At 66.5% G+C, this 16,356-nt stretch carries 14 protein-coding genes; 8 read left to right on the top strand and 6 right to left on the bottom strand.

Annotation, left to right across the window (positions count from 1 at the left end; translation table 11 throughout):
• Positions 1-13: 13 nt before the first annotated feature.
• Positions 14-790 carry a DUF3515 domain-containing protein gene (locus tag ACFC4D_RS43495; protein ID WP_376072388.1) on the bottom strand — a complete coding sequence of 259 codons (777 nt, stop codon included), beginning with the start codon at positions 788-790 and terminating at the stop codon, positions 14-16.
• A gap of 201 nt (positions 791-991) precedes the next feature.
• Between ACFC4D_RS43495 and ACFC4D_RS43490 the strand changes: the two genes are divergently transcribed.
• The 3 genes from ACFC4D_RS43490 to ACFC4D_RS43480 are packed head-to-tail and all read left to right on the top strand — an operon-like array spanning position 992 to position 2,985.
• Positions 992-1,954: a thiamine-phosphate kinase gene (locus ACFC4D_RS43490; protein WP_376072539.1), complete on the top strand. Its 963-nt coding sequence runs from the start codon at positions 992-994 to the stop codon at positions 1,952-1,954.
• Positions 1,955-2,001: 47 nt separating this feature from the next.
• Positions 2,002-2,679: a uracil-DNA glycosylase gene (locus tag ACFC4D_RS43485; protein ID WP_364630404.1), complete on the top strand. Its 678-nt coding sequence runs from the start codon at positions 2,002-2,004 to the stop codon at positions 2,677-2,679.
• A 36-nt stretch (positions 2,680-2,715) separates the two neighbouring features.
• Entirely contained in the window at positions 2,716-2,985 is a 270-nt protein-coding gene (locus tag ACFC4D_RS43480) for a hypothetical protein (RefSeq protein ID WP_376072385.1), read from the top strand.
• Between the two features lie 15 nt (positions 2,986-3,000).
• Here ACFC4D_RS43480 and ACFC4D_RS43475 read toward each other — a convergent pair whose 3' ends face one another.
• A complete protein-coding gene (locus ACFC4D_RS43475; protein ID WP_376072383.1) occupies positions 3,001-3,495 on the bottom strand; it encodes a GNAT family N-acetyltransferase in 495 nt (164 codons plus the stop codon).
• Positions 3,496-3,587: 92 nt separating this feature from the next.
• A complete protein-coding gene (gene rpmB / locus ACFC4D_RS43470) occupies positions 3,588-3,779 on the bottom strand; it encodes a 50S ribosomal protein L28 (protein WP_039799620.1) in 192 nt (63 codons plus the stop codon).
• A 288-nt stretch (positions 3,780-4,067) separates the two neighbouring features.
• On the opposite strand from rpmB, the gene ACFC4D_RS43465 reads away from it, so the two are divergent.
• Together ACFC4D_RS43465 and recG are read left to right on the top strand one after the other, a co-directional pair.
• On the top strand, positions 4,068-5,948 hold the full coding sequence (locus ACFC4D_RS43465) for a DAK2 domain-containing protein (RefSeq protein ID WP_376072380.1): 1,881 nt from the start codon (positions 4,068-4,070) through the stop codon (positions 5,946-5,948).
• On the top strand, positions 5,949-8,216 hold the full coding sequence (gene recG, locus ACFC4D_RS43460; RefSeq protein WP_376072376.1) for an ATP-dependent DNA helicase RecG: 2,268 nt from the start codon (positions 5,949-5,951) through the stop codon (positions 8,214-8,216).
• 47 nt (positions 8,217-8,263) lie between these two features.
• Here recG and ACFC4D_RS43455 read toward each other — a convergent pair whose 3' ends face one another.
• Both ACFC4D_RS43455 and ACFC4D_RS43450 read right to left on the bottom strand, forming a co-directional pair.
• Positions 8,264-9,685 (bottom strand): short-chain fatty acyl-CoA regulator family protein, encoded by a 1,422-nt coding sequence (locus ACFC4D_RS43455; protein WP_364630419.1) that lies wholly within the window; start codon positions 9,683-9,685, stop codon positions 8,264-8,266.
• A gap of 216 nt (positions 9,686-9,901) precedes the next feature.
• Entirely contained in the window at positions 9,902-11,116 is a 1,215-nt protein-coding gene (locus ACFC4D_RS43450) for a DUF445 domain-containing protein (protein ID WP_375954788.1), read from the bottom strand.
• Positions 11,117-11,218: 102 nt separating this feature from the next.
• Between ACFC4D_RS43450 and ACFC4D_RS43445 the strand changes: the two genes are divergently transcribed.
• Together ACFC4D_RS43445 and ACFC4D_RS43440 are read left to right on the top strand one after the other, a co-directional pair.
• A complete protein-coding gene (locus ACFC4D_RS43445; protein ID WP_376072373.1) occupies positions 11,219-12,127 on the top strand; it encodes a helix-turn-helix domain-containing protein in 909 nt (302 codons plus the stop codon).
• A complete protein-coding gene (locus ACFC4D_RS43440; protein WP_376072371.1) occupies positions 12,114-12,485 on the top strand; it encodes an SgcJ/EcaC family oxidoreductase in 372 nt (123 codons plus the stop codon). The genes ACFC4D_RS43445 and ACFC4D_RS43440 overlap by 14 nt, the downstream gene beginning before the upstream one ends.
• Positions 12,486-12,488: 3 nt before the next feature.
• On the opposite strand, the gene ACFC4D_RS43435 is transcribed toward ACFC4D_RS43440, so the two are convergent.
• On the bottom strand, positions 12,489-12,668 hold the full coding sequence (locus tag ACFC4D_RS43435; protein WP_375954783.1) for a DUF1737 domain-containing protein: 180 nt from the start codon (positions 12,666-12,668) through the stop codon (positions 12,489-12,491).
• 275 nt (positions 12,669-12,943) lie between these two features.
• Between ACFC4D_RS43435 and ACFC4D_RS43430 the strand changes: the two genes are divergently transcribed.
• Entirely contained in the window at positions 12,944-16,348 is a 3,405-nt protein-coding gene (locus ACFC4D_RS43430; protein WP_376072368.1) for a pyruvate carboxylase, read from the top strand.
• Positions 16,349-16,356: the final 8 nt, after the last annotated feature.

Genomic DNA, 16,356 nt, shown 5'->3' with positions numbered 1-16,356 from the left:
TTCGGGCGCTGATTCAGTTCGGCAGCGGTCCCGGATCCAGCGCCTGCTGCGGCATCGCCTTGCTGACGGCGTCCGAAATCTCCTGCAGCGGAGTCGGTCCCGCATTGTCGGGCATGGTCAGCGCGATGTACGTACCGCGATCCACCGCCCAGTAGGTGCCCGAGGCCGCGCCGCTGGTCTGATCGCGCACATCGAACCAGTTGACGCCGTTCACGACCTGCAACGGTGAGGCCCGATTGAACTCCAGCGGCCGATCCAGGCCGCAGCGCAGCACGATGGCGTCCCCGCCGTCGGACAGCTGCCACGCCTTCGCGCCCACCGGCGCGGGCTGTACGAGTTCGGAATTGCTGTAGTCGCCGAGTTTCTCGGGCAGTGCGGGCAGCAGCGCCGAACACAGCGGCCCGGCCGCGGCGGGGGCCTGCACCGCACCCAGCACCAGCGGCTCGCGCGCGGGATGCCGATTGGCGAGCACACCCATCACCAGCACGCCCGCCACGAGTGCGATCGGCAGCGCGACGGCGGTGGCAATCAGCGCGGGTGAGCGGCGTTCGGCCGGTTCGTCATCGGATTCGCCGGTGTCCGTGGACTTCTCCGCGCCCGCATCGGCCGCATCGGCCGCCTGTGCGCCACTGCCCGCCGAGTTCGCAGGCTCGGTGGTCGTGCTGGACGTCGACTCCTCGGCGGCCGCCCGCGTATCGGCGGCAGCGCTGTCACTCGCGTCTGCGGCGGGCTTGGCGATATCTACCGTGCCGGGTTCGGTGGCGTCGCTGCCGTGGGTGTCGGTGCTCATCCGGTTGTCGGTCCCCGATCGTGCCGGGCCGGGCACAGCGCGTCCCGGCTGGTGGTCGTCGATTGCGTGTCCGAGGGTACCGTTTCCAGGTCGAGCGTCCGCAGCCCACTCATTGCCGAGGAGACCGTCATCACCGCCAGCAGCAGTCAGCGTCGTGGCTCCCGCGTGAAGTTTCCGGGGTACGGCAGTGATGCGGTGACGGTGCGGGAGGTGGGGGAGTTCGGGGTGATTGCCCGGATCAACGCGGGGCGCAAGCAGGGGCCGGGGGTGCTGCTCGGGCCCGGGGATGATGCGGCCGTGGTCGCGGCACCCGATGAGCGGTTCGTGGTGACAACGGACATGCTGGTGCAAGACCGGCATTTCCGGCTGGACTGGTCCAGTGGGCATGACATCGGGCGTAAGGCGATCGCGCAGAACGCGGCCGATGTCGTGGCGATGGGAGCCACGCCGAGCGCGTTCGTGGTGTCCTTCGGTTGCCCGCCCGAGACCCCGATCGATTTCGTCACCGATCTCGCCGATGGCATGTGGGCCGAGGCCGAGCGCGCGGGCGCGTCCATCGCGGGCGGCGATGTGGTGAGCGCACCGCTGCTGGTGATCTCGGTGACCGCGTTCGGTGATCCGGCCGGACGTGAGCCGATTCTGAAATCCGGTGCGCGGCCGGGCGATATCGTCGCCGTGGCCGGACTGCTGGGTTGGTCCGGCGCGGGATTCGCGCTGCTGCACGGCGGCGTCGAGCCGGAGCACTTCCGCTGTGTCGACACTTCGCGTTTCGCGGATGTCATTGCCGTGCACAAGGTTCCGCAGCCGCCGTACGAGGAGGTGCTGACGCTGCCGGATACGGTGCGGATCACCGCCCTCACCGATGTCTCGGACGGCCTGCTCGCCGATGTCGGTCATATCGCCGAATCCTCCGGTGTGGCTGTCGATCTCGACTCCGCCGCACTGCGCGATCCGGTGCTGGAGGTGATCGCCGACGCGGTCGGCGCGAACGCCCTCGACTGGATTCTGACCGGCGGCGAGGATCATGCCTTCGCCGCGACTTTCACTGATGCCGTTGATCTTCCCGCAGGTTGGGTGCGTATCGGCCGCGTCACCGAGGGCTCCGGCGTGACCGTGGACGGTATCGCCCGAAACGGACTTACCGGTTGGGAATCCTTCGCATAGGTGGGCGGTCTTCCCTCGCGAAACTCGTCACGATAAGTTCTCCCGACATGGGCAACAAACCGCTGTCGGAGGTCGTCGATTCAGGATGGGCCGAGGCCCTGGAACCGGTGGCCGATCGCATTGCCGAGATGGGCGAATTCCTCCGTACCGAAAACGCCGCGGGCCGTGGCTATCTCCCCAAGGGGGAGAATGTGCTGCGCGCCTTCCAGCGACCGTTCGACAAGGTCCGGGTTCTCATCGTCGGCCAGGATCCGTACCCCACTCCCGGCCATGCCATGGGGCTGAGTTTCTCGGTGGAACCGGATGTGAAACCGGTGCCGCGCAGCCTCGCCAATATCTTCTCCGAGCTCACCAAGGATCTCGAACTGCCGATGCCGTCGAACGGTGATCTGTCGCCGTGGTCGGATCAGGGTGTGCTCATGTTGAACCGAGTTCTCACCGTGCAGCCGGGCCAGGCGGCCTCGCATCGCGGTAAAGGCTGGGAAGCGGTGACCGAGCAGGCAATTCGCGCGCTCGTGGCCCGTGATCAGCCACTCGTCGCCATTCTGTGGGGTAAGGACGCCTCCACTCTGAAGCCGATGCTGGGGTCCACGCCCTACATCGAATCCGCCCATCCCTCACCGTTGTCCGCCTCGCGCGGATTCTTCGGATCGCGCCCGTTCTCCCGAACCAATGAATTACTGGGTACATTGGGTGCCGCGCCGGTGGACTGGCGTCTGCCCTAGAGCGCGAATCCGTTGATCCGATTCAGGAGCATGTGAATGCAGAACAAGACTGCCCGTGGTGTTTTCGTGGTACTGGCCGCAGGGGCGGCCCTCGCCGCCGCCCCTGCCGCCGCCAATGCCGCGCCGTTGACGCTGGAGCCCTTCACCAACGCTCCCGTTGCGACGACGAATGAGGGTGGCACCCAGGTGGCGAGCTTGTTCGACACCAATAGCGCCGCCACCATGAGCTCGCAGGTGACCTCGCGGATCGCCTGCCTGCCGATGACGATCAGCCAGAACCTGGATTGCTTCACCGGCGATCGCTGATCGAACCCGACGCCCTCAGCGCCCCGCGCGGCGCACCATTCGAATTTCGATGGAGGGCGTGAAGGCTTCGACTCGGCGTTCACCGTCGGGCTCGAAGCCGAATTTGCGGTAGAAGGCCCGGGCACGCGGATTCTCCTCGAACACCCAGAGTGAGGTATCGGCGTCCTGGGCCAGCACCGTTTCCATGAGGGTGTGCGCTACTCCGGTGCCGTACCAGGCTTTCCGGACATACATGGCGCTGATTTCGCGTTCCGCGACGGGTGATTCATCGCGAGCCGGTCCGGCACTGGCGAATCCGATCACCGTGCCGTCGACGACGGCGACGATATTGCGTCCGGGATAGTTCACCCGGATCTTCTCCCACGCCGCCGCGCGCCTGTCGACGTCGAACGCGTCGAGCACATGCGCGGGCACCAATCCCTGATATGCCTCACGCCAGCACGCGATATGGCATTCGGCCATGCTGCGCACATGTTCGGCCTCGAGCGGAAGCACCTGCCACTCACTCATTTTCGACCCCTGCGGTCCCAATGTGCCCGGAGCACAGCAAAAGCCCCGGATCACCCATTGTGGGTGCCGGGGCTCTTACAGAAAAGCGGTAATCAGCCGCGGGCGACCTTGCCGGCCTTGAGGCAGGAGGTGCACACGTTCATGCGGCGGGTGTTGCCGGGGGCAACCTGGGCGCGCACGGTCTGAATGTTCGGATTCCAACGACGGTTGGTGCGCCGGTGCGAATGCGAAACCGACTTACCGAAGCCGGGGCCCTTGGCGCAGACGTCGCAGACGGCAGCCATAGTCGCGAGCTCCTTCATGTCATGTTGGGACGCGCTGCTCGAATAAACAGCGTGTCCGGAAACGTAATGTCTGGGGACGTGCCTGCCAGCGAATCGCTAGCGAACGCGTTTCTGATGCCTGAGAAGGATCAGTGCCCGCGTCGGGCAACCGTGCAAGAGTAACCGCCCCCGCCGGGCCATGTCCAATTGCCCCCCACTTCGCTGGGAGACCCCTGCGAACGAACGGCAGGTGACGGCGCGGTGTCCACACTCCGGACTAGGCTGGCAGCCGGGGGAACAGCGACTTTGATGTGCGGCGAAAGGACGGTGCCGGTGCCCGGGGTAGGGGACGTGCTCGACGGTGAGGCGCTGCTGCGCTGGGGACAGGCCTGCCTGTCCGGGCTCGAACGGCACCGCGATGAGATCAACGCCCTCAATGTGTTCCCGGTCGCGGATTCCGATACCGGTACGAACCTGCTGGCCACCATGCGCGCCGCGATCCATGCCGCCGAAGAGGCGGCCCACCGGGTCACGAACCGTCGGATGGTCGATTCCACCGGCCTCGCGGTGACCTCGGATAGCGGGCGCGCGGAATCGGAAGGCACCACTTCGCCGGGTGCGCGGGCCGCGAGTGTGCCCGCGGCCGCCGGATCGCCGGACGCTCCGGCCGGTGGGGTGCCCGCGCGAATTGTGGCGTCGGCCATGGCGCGGGCGGCGACGATCGGGGCGCGGGGGAATTCGGGGATCATCCTTTCGCAGGTGCTGCGGGGGATGGCCGATGCGGTGCGTGATGAAGACCTCACCGAGGCGACGCTGCGACTGGCCCTGCGCCGGGCGGCGCGTCTTGTGCGCGGGGCGCTGAGTTCGCCGGTGGAGGGGACCATGCTCACTGTGCTGGATCGGGCCGCCGATCACGCGGCGGAATGTACGGAACCGACGTTGAACGCGGTGGCGCTGGCCGCGGCCGACGGGGCGGCCAAGGCGCTGGGCGAGACGACATCGCAACTGGGTGTGCTGCGGCGGGCCGGGGTAGTGGATGCCGGGGCGCGCGGGCTGCTCGTGCTGCTCGATGAATTGGTTGTCGCCACCGGCGGGCAGGCTCCGGGCCGTCCCGAGTATCTGCGGCAGGCCGAACGCGCGGTGTCCACCGGGTCGGGTGGTGGGGGAGTTATGCCCGGATCGGGGGAGGGGGCGCTCGATGACCGTGACGCGCATGCGAATGACGGTGCCGAGCATGCGAATGACGGTGCCGAGCATGCGAATGACGGTGTCGCGCACGCACTTGTCGGTGGGGCACCGCACTATGAGGTCATGTTCCTACTGACCGGGGCCGATGAGGCGGGTGTGGCCGAGTTGCGCGAAAAGCTTGGGGGGCTGGGGGATTCGGTGGTTGTGGTGGGGGATGGGGCGGGGACGTGGTCGGCGCATGTGCACTGTGCGGATGCGGGGGCGGCGGTCGAGGCGGGGATCGCGGCGGGGGAACTGAGCGGGATTCGGATCGAGACGCTGGCGGCGGCGGGGCCGGTGCCATTGGGGTCGGGGGAGCGCGGGATTCTCGCGGTGGCGACCGGGGACGGGGTGGTGCGGCTGTTCGAGGATGCCGGGGCGCAGGTGCTCGAGGGGCGGGTGACGGCGGAATCGCTGCTGGCCGGGATTCGGCGGCTGCCGCATCGTGAGGTGCTGGTGCTGCCGAACGGGGCCCTGCCCGCGCACGAGTTGATGGCGGTGAGTGTGGCCGCGCGCGACGGCAATCGGGATGTGCTCATGCTGCCGAGCGGGTCCATGGTGCAGGGGCTGGCGGCGCTGTCAATGCACGACGCCGGGCGGGCCGCGGCCGACGATGTCTTCGCCATGTCCGAGGCGGCCGCCGGAACCCGTTGGGGCGCTTTGCGAATCGCGCCCGAACGCGCGTTGACCATTGTCGGCATGTGCGATGCGGGCGACGGTCTCGGACTGGTCGGGCACGATGTGGTGGTGATCGATCCCGATCCGCGGGCGGCCGGGCGTACGCTGCTGGATCGAATGCTGGGTCTGGGTGGCGAATTGGTCACCATGCTCATCGGCGCGGATGCGCCGCAGGGACTTTCGCAGGAGTTGGCCGAGCACATCGGCGCCGCGTTCCCGGGTGTCGAGGTGGTGACGTATCCCGGCGGGCAGGCCGGTGATCTGGTGCAGATCGGGGTGGAATAGGTGGCGACACTGGGTGATCGGCTCGACCATGTGCTCGGGGTGAAAGCCGCCGAACCGCTGGCCGAGGCCTTCGATATGCATACCGTCGAGGACCTGCTACGCCACTATCCGCTGCGCTATGCCACCCAGGGCCAGCCTCTCACAGAGGAGGCGCCCGAGGAGGGCCAGCACATCACCGTCATGGGCCGGGTCACCAAAACCGATCTGCGCCCCATGAAGAATCGGCGCGGCAGCCTGCTCAAGGTGAGCCTGGACACCGGCGGCTCGAAACCCATCGAGGTCACCTTCTTCAATGGCGACAAGGTGCGCCATCTGGTGAAGGGGGGTGTGCGTGCCATGATGTCCGGCACCGTGCACTGGTGGCGGCCGGACCGCTGGAATCTCTCGCATCCGGACTACCTGATCCTGCCCGATAAGGAGGGCGGTTCCATCGAGAACCTCACCTCGGTGCGCGGCGGCGGTGCGCTGCGCGGTCTGGCGGCGACCGCGAAAGGCGCGGGCGGCGTGGATGTCTCGTTCTTCGAACGCGAGTTCATCCCGGTCTATCCGGCCACGGCCAAGGTGCAGAGCTGGGATCTGCTGCGCTGTGTGCGCCAGGTGCTCGATCAGCTCGACCCCATCGAGGATCCGCTCCCGGTGGAGCTGCTCGAGGAGCATTCGCTGCTCCCGGTCTCGGACGCGCTGCGCCTGATCCACCTACCCGACAGCAAGACCGATATCGATCAGGCCAGGGGCCGACTGCGTTTCGACGAAGCCCTGGCCCTGCAACTGGTGCTCGCGGAGCGGCGGCATCAGGCCGAGGGCCGCACCGCCAAACCGAGCCTGCCCCGCACCGACGGTATCGCCGCCGCGTTCGACAAACGCCTGCCCTTCGAACTGACCGAGGGCCAGCGCACGGTGATCGACGAGATCTCCGCCGATCTGTCCCGTACCCACCCCATGCACCGTCTGCTCCAGGGCGAGGTCGGCTCCGGTAAGACTATCGTTGCGCTGCACGCCATGTTGCAGGTGGTCGACAACGGCCAGCAGTGCGCCCTGCTCGCGCCGACGGAAGTGCTTGCCTCCCAGCACTATCGGTCGCTGAAGGCGATGCTCGGCGATCTCGCCACTGCCGGTGAACTCGGTGCGGCCGATATCGCCACCAAGGTCGTGCTGGTGACCGGTTCCATGTCCGTCGGTCAGAAACGAGCCGCGCTGCTGGACGCCGTCACGGGCGCGGCGGGCATTCTCATCGGCACGCACGCCCTCATTCAGGATTCGGTCGAGTTCTTCGATCTCGGCATGGTGATCGTCGACGAACAGCACCGCTTCGGCGTGGAACAGCGAGATGCCTTGCGCGCCAAGGCGAAGAACGGCATCAGCCCGCATCTGCTGGTCATGACCGCGACCCCGATTCCGCGCACCATCGCCATGACGACCCTGGGCGATCTGGAAACCTCCACCCTGACCCAGCTGCCGCGCGGCCGGTCGCCGATCACCTCGAAGGTGGTGCCCGCCAAGGTGAAACCGTCCTGGGTGGATCGCGCCTGGGAACGCATTCACGAAGAGGTGGGTGCGGGTCGCCAAGCGTATGTGGTGTGCTCGCGCATCGGTGATGAAGAGGAGAACGGAAAGACCAAGGGCCGCAAGAAGTCCGAAGAGGAGAAGGAAGGCCCCACCACGCATTCGGCGGTGGACATCTTCGAGATGCTGAGCACGGGGCCACTGAAGGATCTGCGCGTCGGGCTGCTGCACGGCCGCCTGCACTCGGATGAGAAGGACCGCGTCATGCGCGCCTTCAACGATGCCGAGATCGATGTGCTGGTCTGCACCACGGTTGTCGAAGTGGGCGTTGACGTTCCGAACGCCACCGTCATGGCCATCCTGGACGCCGACCGCTTCGGTGTGAGCCAGCTGCATCAGCTCCGCGGTCGCGTGGGCCGAGGCAAACACCCCGGATTGTGCCTGCTCATCACCGAATCCGGTCCGGTCGGCACCGCCATGGCACGGCTGGAGGCGGTCGCCGGAACCACCGACGGTTTCGAACTTGCGGTGCTGGACCTGCGCCAGCGCCGTGAAGGCGATGTGCTGGGTTCGGCGCAATCCGGCACCGCCCGCAGCCTGCGCCTGCTGTCGCTGCTCGACGATCTCGAGGTGATCACCGCGGCGCAGCAATTGGCCAGGGAGGTAACCGAATCCGATCCGGGGTTGAAGAAGCATCCGGGCCTGGCCAGCATGATGCACGCCGCCGTGGACGGCGAGCGCCTGGAGTACCTGGCTAAATCCTGACCGCCGTGCGTGTAATGGCGTTCGCCGACGCCATTACACGCACATCCTCAGCGGGGCAGGCGGGGATAGGGCAGATCGCTGCTGGTGTGTTCGGTGATGGCCAGGGGGCGGCCGATTTGCGGGAACGCGCGCTGGGCGCAGTTGGGGCGCTCGCAGACCTTGCAGCCCGCGCCGATGGGTATCGCGGCGGCCGGATCGTCCAATTGCAGCCCGCGGGAATAGGACAGGCGGTCGGCGTATTCGATATCGCAGCCCAGCCCGATGGCGAATTCCTTTCCGGCGGTGCCGAATCCGGTCGGGGTGGGGGTGGTGGTGCGGGCGATCCAGAGGTAGCGGCGGCCGTCCGGCATGGCCGCCACCTGGGTGAGCATGCGGCCGGGATGGGCGAAGGCCTCGTGCACGACCCACAGCGGGCAGCTGCCGCCGACTCTGGAGAAGTGGAAGGCGGTGGCGGACTGGCGTTTCGAGATATTGCCCGCGCGATCGGTGCGTATGAGGAAGAAGGGGACCCCGCGCTGGCCCTGGCGTTGCAGGGTGGACAGGCGATGGCAGACGGTTTCGAAGCCGACTTCGAAACGCAGGCTGAGCAGGTCGATGTCGTAGCGTAGTTCTTCGGCCGAGCGCAGGAATTTGCTGTACGGCAAGACGAGTGCGCCCGCGAAGTAATTGGCCAGGCCGATGCGGGCCAGGGTTCTCGATTCCCCACTGAGCGACGGGGTTTCGTCCAGCACCTCGTCGAGTAGGTTGCCGTGCAACAGGAATGCCAGCGTCGAGGCGATCTGGAAGGCGCGTTGCCCGGGGCGCAACCGCCGCGCCAGGGTCAGGGTGCGGGTTTCCGGTTCATAGTGGCGCTTGGGCACATTCGGGTCCGCGCCGTCGCCGCGCACCAGTACGGTGACGCCCGCGCGCTCCTCGGCGACCCGCGCGAGCTGGCGGTCCAGCGAGCCCACCGTCAGCCCGCAGTCCTCGAACAGCCGCTCGGCGGCCAGATCCAGTTGCGCGATGTGATTGTGGTGGTCGTAGAAGAAATCTCGCACGTCCTCGTAGGGCATGGGCACGCCCGGGGCCCCGGTGGGGGTGGCCACCTTCGAGGACAGCAGATCGAGTTGATCGGTGGCCGCGCGTAGTCGGCGGTGCATGGCCACAACGATTTTCGCGACCTCGGGCATCCGGGTGGCCAGATCTTCCACCTCGGCGACCGGCGCCGCATTACCGCCCGCGGCCTCGACCAGTATCTCGTGTAGGTCCGAGACCAGCCGGGCATCGGAGTCCGCGGCGAAGAACTGCACATCAAGATCGAACGTGGAGTTCAGTTTGAGCAGTACCGGAATGGTGAGTGGCCGCTGATCCCGCTCGAGCTGGTTGAGGTAGCTGGGCGAGAGATCCAGGGATTTGGCCAGGGCCGCCTGGGTCATTCGCCGTTCCTCGCGCAACCGCCGTAGTCGAGCACCCGCATACATCTTGCGCACAGTGCAGGATGCTACCGATCGCGCTTCGCAAACATCGCAATTTGAAGGGACTTGCCGCTATTTCTTATTACTGCGTGGCGTTTCGCCTTCGCGGTGCGGCTGCGTAGCGTGCGAATTCGGCGGTCTGAATTCTCATACGCAAGGCACTCATCGTACGCGGGAGCGCCCCCGGCCGTTGCCGAACCGGGGTGGCAATCGGACAGCGGATCGGTCCGGTCACGCCAGTATGAGGTGAACCTGAAGTTCGCCGACGAGGAATCCGAGGACCGCTCCGATGGCGACCAGCTTCCACTCGTCCTGTTTGAAGGCCGGGCGCAGCAGGCCCTCGTACTCGTCATCGGTGAGCTGTTTGGTCTTCTCGATGACCAGACTGCGCACGTCCAGGGCCTCGATGGCGTGCCGGTCGAGGCCCGAATGCGCGGCGGCGCGGACGTGTTCGAGCACGAAGGTGACGGCATCGCGTTCGATGGCGGTATAGCTGTCCCGGGCGACCATGAGCATGAGCGGTTTCGCCGGACCGGTCTGTACGTTCAGGAATTCGCTGACGTGATGATTGAGCAGTGATGCCAACCGGTCGGCACGCTCACCGTTCAGTACGGCTTCGAGAATCCGTGCGGGGGTGAGGATTTCGGTGGCGATCAAATCGCCGTAATCGGCGCACACCTGCTCGCGGCGCTTATGGAACAGGCCCTGCCAGCGCAGCGGTCCGATGCCGATCGGCTTGATCGGCCGGAAGATCATCTGCAGCGCAAGCCAATCCGTCACCAAACCGGTGAAACCGCCGAAAGCGGGCATGAGCCAGGAGGAATGGGTGAACGCCCAGGTGATCATCTGCACGAAACCCAGCACCGTGCCGAAGATCAGCCCGGACCGCACGATGAAGCGCAACTCATGCGCGCCCACCCGGCGCACCATCTCCACCAGCAGCCGTTTATCGTCCACCAGCGCGCTGATCGCCATACCGCGCAGGTCCATCACCTGATCGATATTGGTGCGCAGATCGAACACGATGTCCTCGATCAGGCGCGGCAGATCCCGTTGCGCGCGTTCGATGATTGCGCGCCGCGCGGCATCGGGCATATTCACCCACAGCCGCGGCTGATGTTTGAGCATCATCTCGCGGACCATGTAGTCCACGCCCGCGTCCAGCGGTTCGCGCAAACGCGTTGTCAGTTCGGCGATATCGATGCGGGCGATGATGTCCTGCGGATCGATGAGCTTGCCGAACATCAGGTCGACGGCGATGGTTGCCATGCGTGGTGCCGAGCGGGGGATCACCCCCTGCCAGCCGAACCACGGTGGGATGCCGCGGAATTCGAGCGGGTACATCAGCATCCGCACGGCGACGATCTTGGTCACCCAGCCGATGAGGGCCGCCACCACCGGAATCGAGCAGTACAGCAGCCAGTGCTCGGTGAAATCCGCGATCACGACGCGAGCTGCCGCGCGATACGTATTGCCATGACCGCTCCCTGGCGCGATTATTCGAATCCTGTGATTCGGCTATTCGTATCGAGAGGCTAGGAGACGCGCGTGCCCGCTGGCAAGACGAGGACGGCCGACAGCTCCCCGCCCACCCAGCGCGTCATCTCCATCGTGGAATTGCTGGCCGCCCAGCGCACCCCGCTCACCTCGGCCGAAATCGCCGACAATCTCGATCTGAACCGCTCCACCGCCGGGGCCATCCTGGCCGCGCTCACCGAACGCGGCTGGGTGCGCCGCCTGCCCGATCTGACCTACCGCGTCGGGCCCGCGCTGGCCGCACTCGGTGTCCGTGCCGCCGATTCGCGTGGCGATCGCGCCTGGCTCAATACCGAATTGGAGCGCCTGGCCGAACAGGTCGACTGCGGTGCGGCCCTGACCGCCATCGACGGCGAATACCTCGAATTCCTGGCGGTCACCCGGGACCGTCTCACCGTCGGCATGAAATCCGGTGTCCGCATTCCGCTGCGCGCCCCGGCGGGCGCGGGCATGATCGCGCACTGCGGTCCGGGCCGCCAACAGGATTGGCTCGACACCCGCGGCCCCGAACGCCGCGATGAATACCGCGAAGTCCTGAACACGCTGCGCGCCAACGGTTTCTGCGCCTGGCGGCTGGAACCCGACAGCCTGCCCACCGCCCGCGTGCTGTCGGAGGTCGCCGATCACCTCTCCGAACATCCCGCGAACAAGGATCTGCGCGGCCGCGTGCTGGCGCAGCTGGCCACCATCGTCGGCCCCGCCTATGACTTGGCCACCCTCGACGAGGACATCCCACTGCCGCTCAGCTACATCAGCGCCCCCGTCTTCGACGGCAGCGGCCACGCCGTGATGGAACTCCAGATCGGCCCGCTCCGCACCGATGTCACCCGCGACGAACGCCGCCGCTACCTCACTGAATTGGCCGCCGCCGCCCGCCGCATCGGCGACGGCGTCGAAAGGAAGAACAATGTCCGACCCTGATGCCCTGGTTCGCGAAATGTGCGCCGCCTGGGCGAAACCCGATCCGGACCACATCGCCTCCTTCTTCACCGAGGACGCCGTCTACCACAACATTCCGATGGAACCGGTGGTCGGCCGCCAAGCCATTCGCGACTTCATCGCCGGTTTCGCCGCCGCCCTGGACGGCATCGACTTCACCATTCACCGCCAGCTGGTCACCGGCAATCTGGTCATGAACGAGCGCACGGACACCCTGCGCACCCCGGCCGCTGCCACCGATCTGCCGGTGATGGGCACCTTCGAGATCACCGACGGCAAAATCTCCGCCTGGCGCGACTATTTCGACCTCGCGCCCATCACCCGAGCCTTCGGCGGCTGAGACTCAGTCCTCGGAATCGAGGATGACCGCCTGTGCCGCAATCACATTCGTGCCGTTGAAGGTCACCGATGGTGCGCCGTGCAGGCGGTAACCGTCGTCGAGCAGCGCGCTGACGCGTTCGCAGAAGGTCGCGTCGTCCGGTCCGGTGATCAGGCGGTAGCGCAGGCGCGGGAGGCTTGTCATGGTTCGAGCCTAGAGGCGTGGATTTCGCAGGACTCGTGCCGGATTCGCACCGGCCGCTCGTTCGGCGGGGACGCCGAGGTGAATGCGGGGAGGTTTTCGGCGGTGGGCCTTAGCAAGTCGGCGAATCCTCGTGCGCAGTTTCCGCTAACCTCACCGGAGGCTATGTGTCCAGGTGATGAACACAAATTCGCAACCGACCGGTATGTGACTGTGAAGATTGCTGCGAAGCCGACTTCGATGCCCGTTCGATACGCGGGGCCAGGTACCTTGGTCGAATGTTCTCCAAAGTCCTGGTCGCCAACCGCGGCGAGATCGCCATTCGCGCGTTCCGCGCGGCCTACGAACTCGGCACCGGCACCGTCGCGGTGTTCCCGTACGAGGATCGCAATTCGGTCCATCGGCTGAAGGCCGACGAGGCGTACCAGATCGGCGAGCCCGGCCATCCGGTCCGGGCATATCTGTCCATCGCCGAGATCATCAAGGCCGCAAAGACTTCCGGCGCGGACGCCATCTACCCGGGTTACGGTTTTCTTTCCGAGAATCCGGACCTGGCCGCGGCCTGCGCCGCCGAGGGCATCACGTTCGTCGGGCCGTCGGCGCATGTGCTGGAGCTGACGGGTAACAAGGCGCGGGCCATTGCCGCCGCCAAGGCCGCGGGGCTGCCGGTGCTCGCCTCGAGTGAGCCGTCCTCGGATGTGGACGCGCTGCTGGCCGCTGCGGAGACCATGGAGTTCCCGGTCTTCGTCAAGGCGGTGGCCGGTGGTGGCGGGCGCGGTATGCGCCGGGTCGCGGATAAGGCTCAACTGCGCGAGGCGATCGAGGCTGCCGCGCGTGAGGCGGAGTCGGCGTTCGGTGATGCGACGGTGTTCTTGGAGCAGGCGGTGATCAATCCTCGTCATATCGAGGTGCAGATTCTGGCTGATCAGCAGGGCAATGTGATTCATCTGTACGAGCGGGATTGTTCGTTGCAGCGGCGGCATCAGAAGGTCATCGAGATGGCCCCGGCCCCGAACTTGGATCCGGAGCTGCGGGATCGGATTTGCGCGGATGCGGTGGCGTTCGCGAAGGAGATCGGCTACTCGTGCGCGGGCACGGTGGAGTTTTTGCTCGATGAGCGGGGCAATCATGTGTTCATCGAGATGAATCCGCGTATTCAGGTCGAGCACACGGTGACCGAGGAGATCACCGATGTGGATCTGGTGCAGTCGCAGATGCGGATTGCTTCGGGTGAGTCGTTGGATGATCTTGGTTTGAGCCAGGAGTCGATTGTTATTCGTGGTGCGGCGTTGCAGTGCCGGATCACGACCGAGGATCCGGCGAACGGGTTCCGGCCTGATACGGGTCGTATCACCGGGTACCGGTCCCCGGGCGGCGCGGGCGTACGCCTGGACGGCGGCACCAATGTCGGTGCCGAGGTCGGCGCGTACTTCGACTCCATGCTCGTCAAACTCACCTGCCGCGGCCGCGACTTCCAGACCGCCATGGCGCGCGCCCGCCGTGCCGTCGCCGAATTCCGCATTCGTGGCGTGACGACCAATATCCCGTTCCTGATGGCGGTGCTGGACGATCCGGATTTCCGCGCCGGACGCGTCACCACCTCGTTCATCGATGAACGCCCGCAACTGCTCACGCTCAAGAGCTCCGCGGACCGCGGCACCAAGATCCTGAACTATCTGGCCGATGTCACGGTGAACAAGCCGCACGGCACCCGGCCCACCAAGCTGTACCCGCACGACAAACTGCCCGCGCTCGATATGACCGTGCCGCCGCCGCCCGGATCACGGCAGCGCCTGCTGCAACTGGGTCCCGAAGGCTTCGCCAAGGCGCTGCGGCAGCAGCAGGGCGTGGCGGTCACCGACACTACCTTCCGCGACGCGCATCAGTCGCTGCTCGCGACCCGCGTGCGCACCAACGGTCTGCTCGATGTCGCCGGGCATGTGGCGCGCATGACTCCCGAGCTGCTGTCCATCGAATGCTGGGGCGGCGCAACGTATGACGTGGCACTGCGCTTCCTGTACGAGGATCCGTGGGAGCGCCTGGCCGCCTTGCGCGAGGCCGTGCCGAATATCAATCTGCAGATGCTGCTGCGCGGGCGCAATACCGTCGGGTACACCCCGTACCCCGAAAAGGTCACGCGCGCTTTCGTTTCCGAGGCCACCGCGACCGGTATCGACATCTTCCGCATATTCGACGCGCTCAACAATGTCGACCAGATGCGGCCCGCCATCGACGCGGTCTGCGAAACCGGCACCGCCGTAGCGGAAGTCGCGCTCAGCTACACCGGGGATCTGTCGAACCCGAACGAAGACCTCTACACCCTGGACTACTACCTCAAACTCGCCGAGCAGATCGTCGAGGCCGGGGCGCACATCATCGGCATCAAGGATATGGCCGGACTGCTGCGCGCACCCGCGGCCGCGACCCTGGTGACCGCGCTGCGCCGCGAATTCGACCTGCCGGTGCATGTGCACACCCATGACACCCCCGGCGGGCAGCTGGCCACCTATCTGGCCGCCTGGCAGGCCGGTGCGGACGCCGTGGACGGCGCGAGTGCGCCCATGGCGGGCACCACATCTCAGCCCGCGCTCTCGGCAATCGTTGCCGCGGCGGCGAATTCGCCATACGACACCGGACTCAACCTCCAGAACGTGTGCGATCTCGAGCCGTACTGGGAAGCACTCCGAAAGGTGTACGGGCCCTTCGAATCCGGGCTGCCCGGCCCGACCGGGCGCGTCTACCACCACGAGATCCCGGGTGGTCAGCTCTCGAACCTGCGCCAGCAGGCCATCGCGCTCGGCCTGGGTGATCAGTTCGAAGAGGTCGAAGCCAAATACGCTGCGGCGGACCGGCTTCTGGGCCGCCTGGTCAAGGTCACCCCGTCTTCGAAGGTCGTCGGCGATCTCGCCCTCGCGCTGGTCGGCACCGGTGTCGATGTCGAGGACTTCGCGAACGATCCGGGCCGCTACGACATCCCCGATTCGGTAATCGGTTTCCTCCGAGGCGAACTCGGCACCCCGGCGGGCGGCTGGCCCGAACCGTTCCGCAGCCGCGCCCTCGCCGGTCGAGGTCCGGCCAAGCCCGAAACCCAGCTCACCGCCGATGACGAGGCCGCCCTGAACGGCACCTCCGACGAACGCCGCGCCACCCTCAACAACCTGCTTTTCCCCGGCCCCACCTCCGAATTCCTCGCGCACCGTGAGAAATTCGGCGACACCACCAACCTGTCCGCGAACCAGTTCTTCTACGGCCTGCGCCACGACGAGGAACATCGCGTCCAGCTCGACAAGGGCGTCACCCTGCTCATCGGCCTGGAGGCGATCTCCGAACCCGATGAGCGCGGTATGCGCACGGTGATGTGCATCCTGAACGGCCAGTTGCGCCCCATCACGGTGCGCGACCGCTCCATCGCCAGCGAGGTCCCCACCGCCGAGAAGGCCGACAAGACCAACGCCGGCCACCTCGCCGCACCGTTCGCGGGCGTGGTGACCCTCGCTGTCTCCGAAGGCGATTCGGTATCGGCGGGCGACACCATCGGCACCATCGAGGCCATGAAGATGGAAGCCGCCATCACCGCGCCGCGCGGCGGCGTCATCAAGCGCGTGGCCATCAGCAAGGTCCAGCAGGTGGAAGGCGGCGACCTGCTCGTCGAACTCCGGCTCACCGAGGCCGCGGCCGAATGATCGCAACC

The organism is Nocardia sp. NPDC056000 (genome assembly GCF_042269265.1).
Lineage (GTDB): Bacteria > Actinomycetota > Actinomycetes > Mycobacteriales > Mycobacteriaceae > Nocardia.
This window is presented reverse-complemented; position numbering and strand designations above follow the sequence as displayed.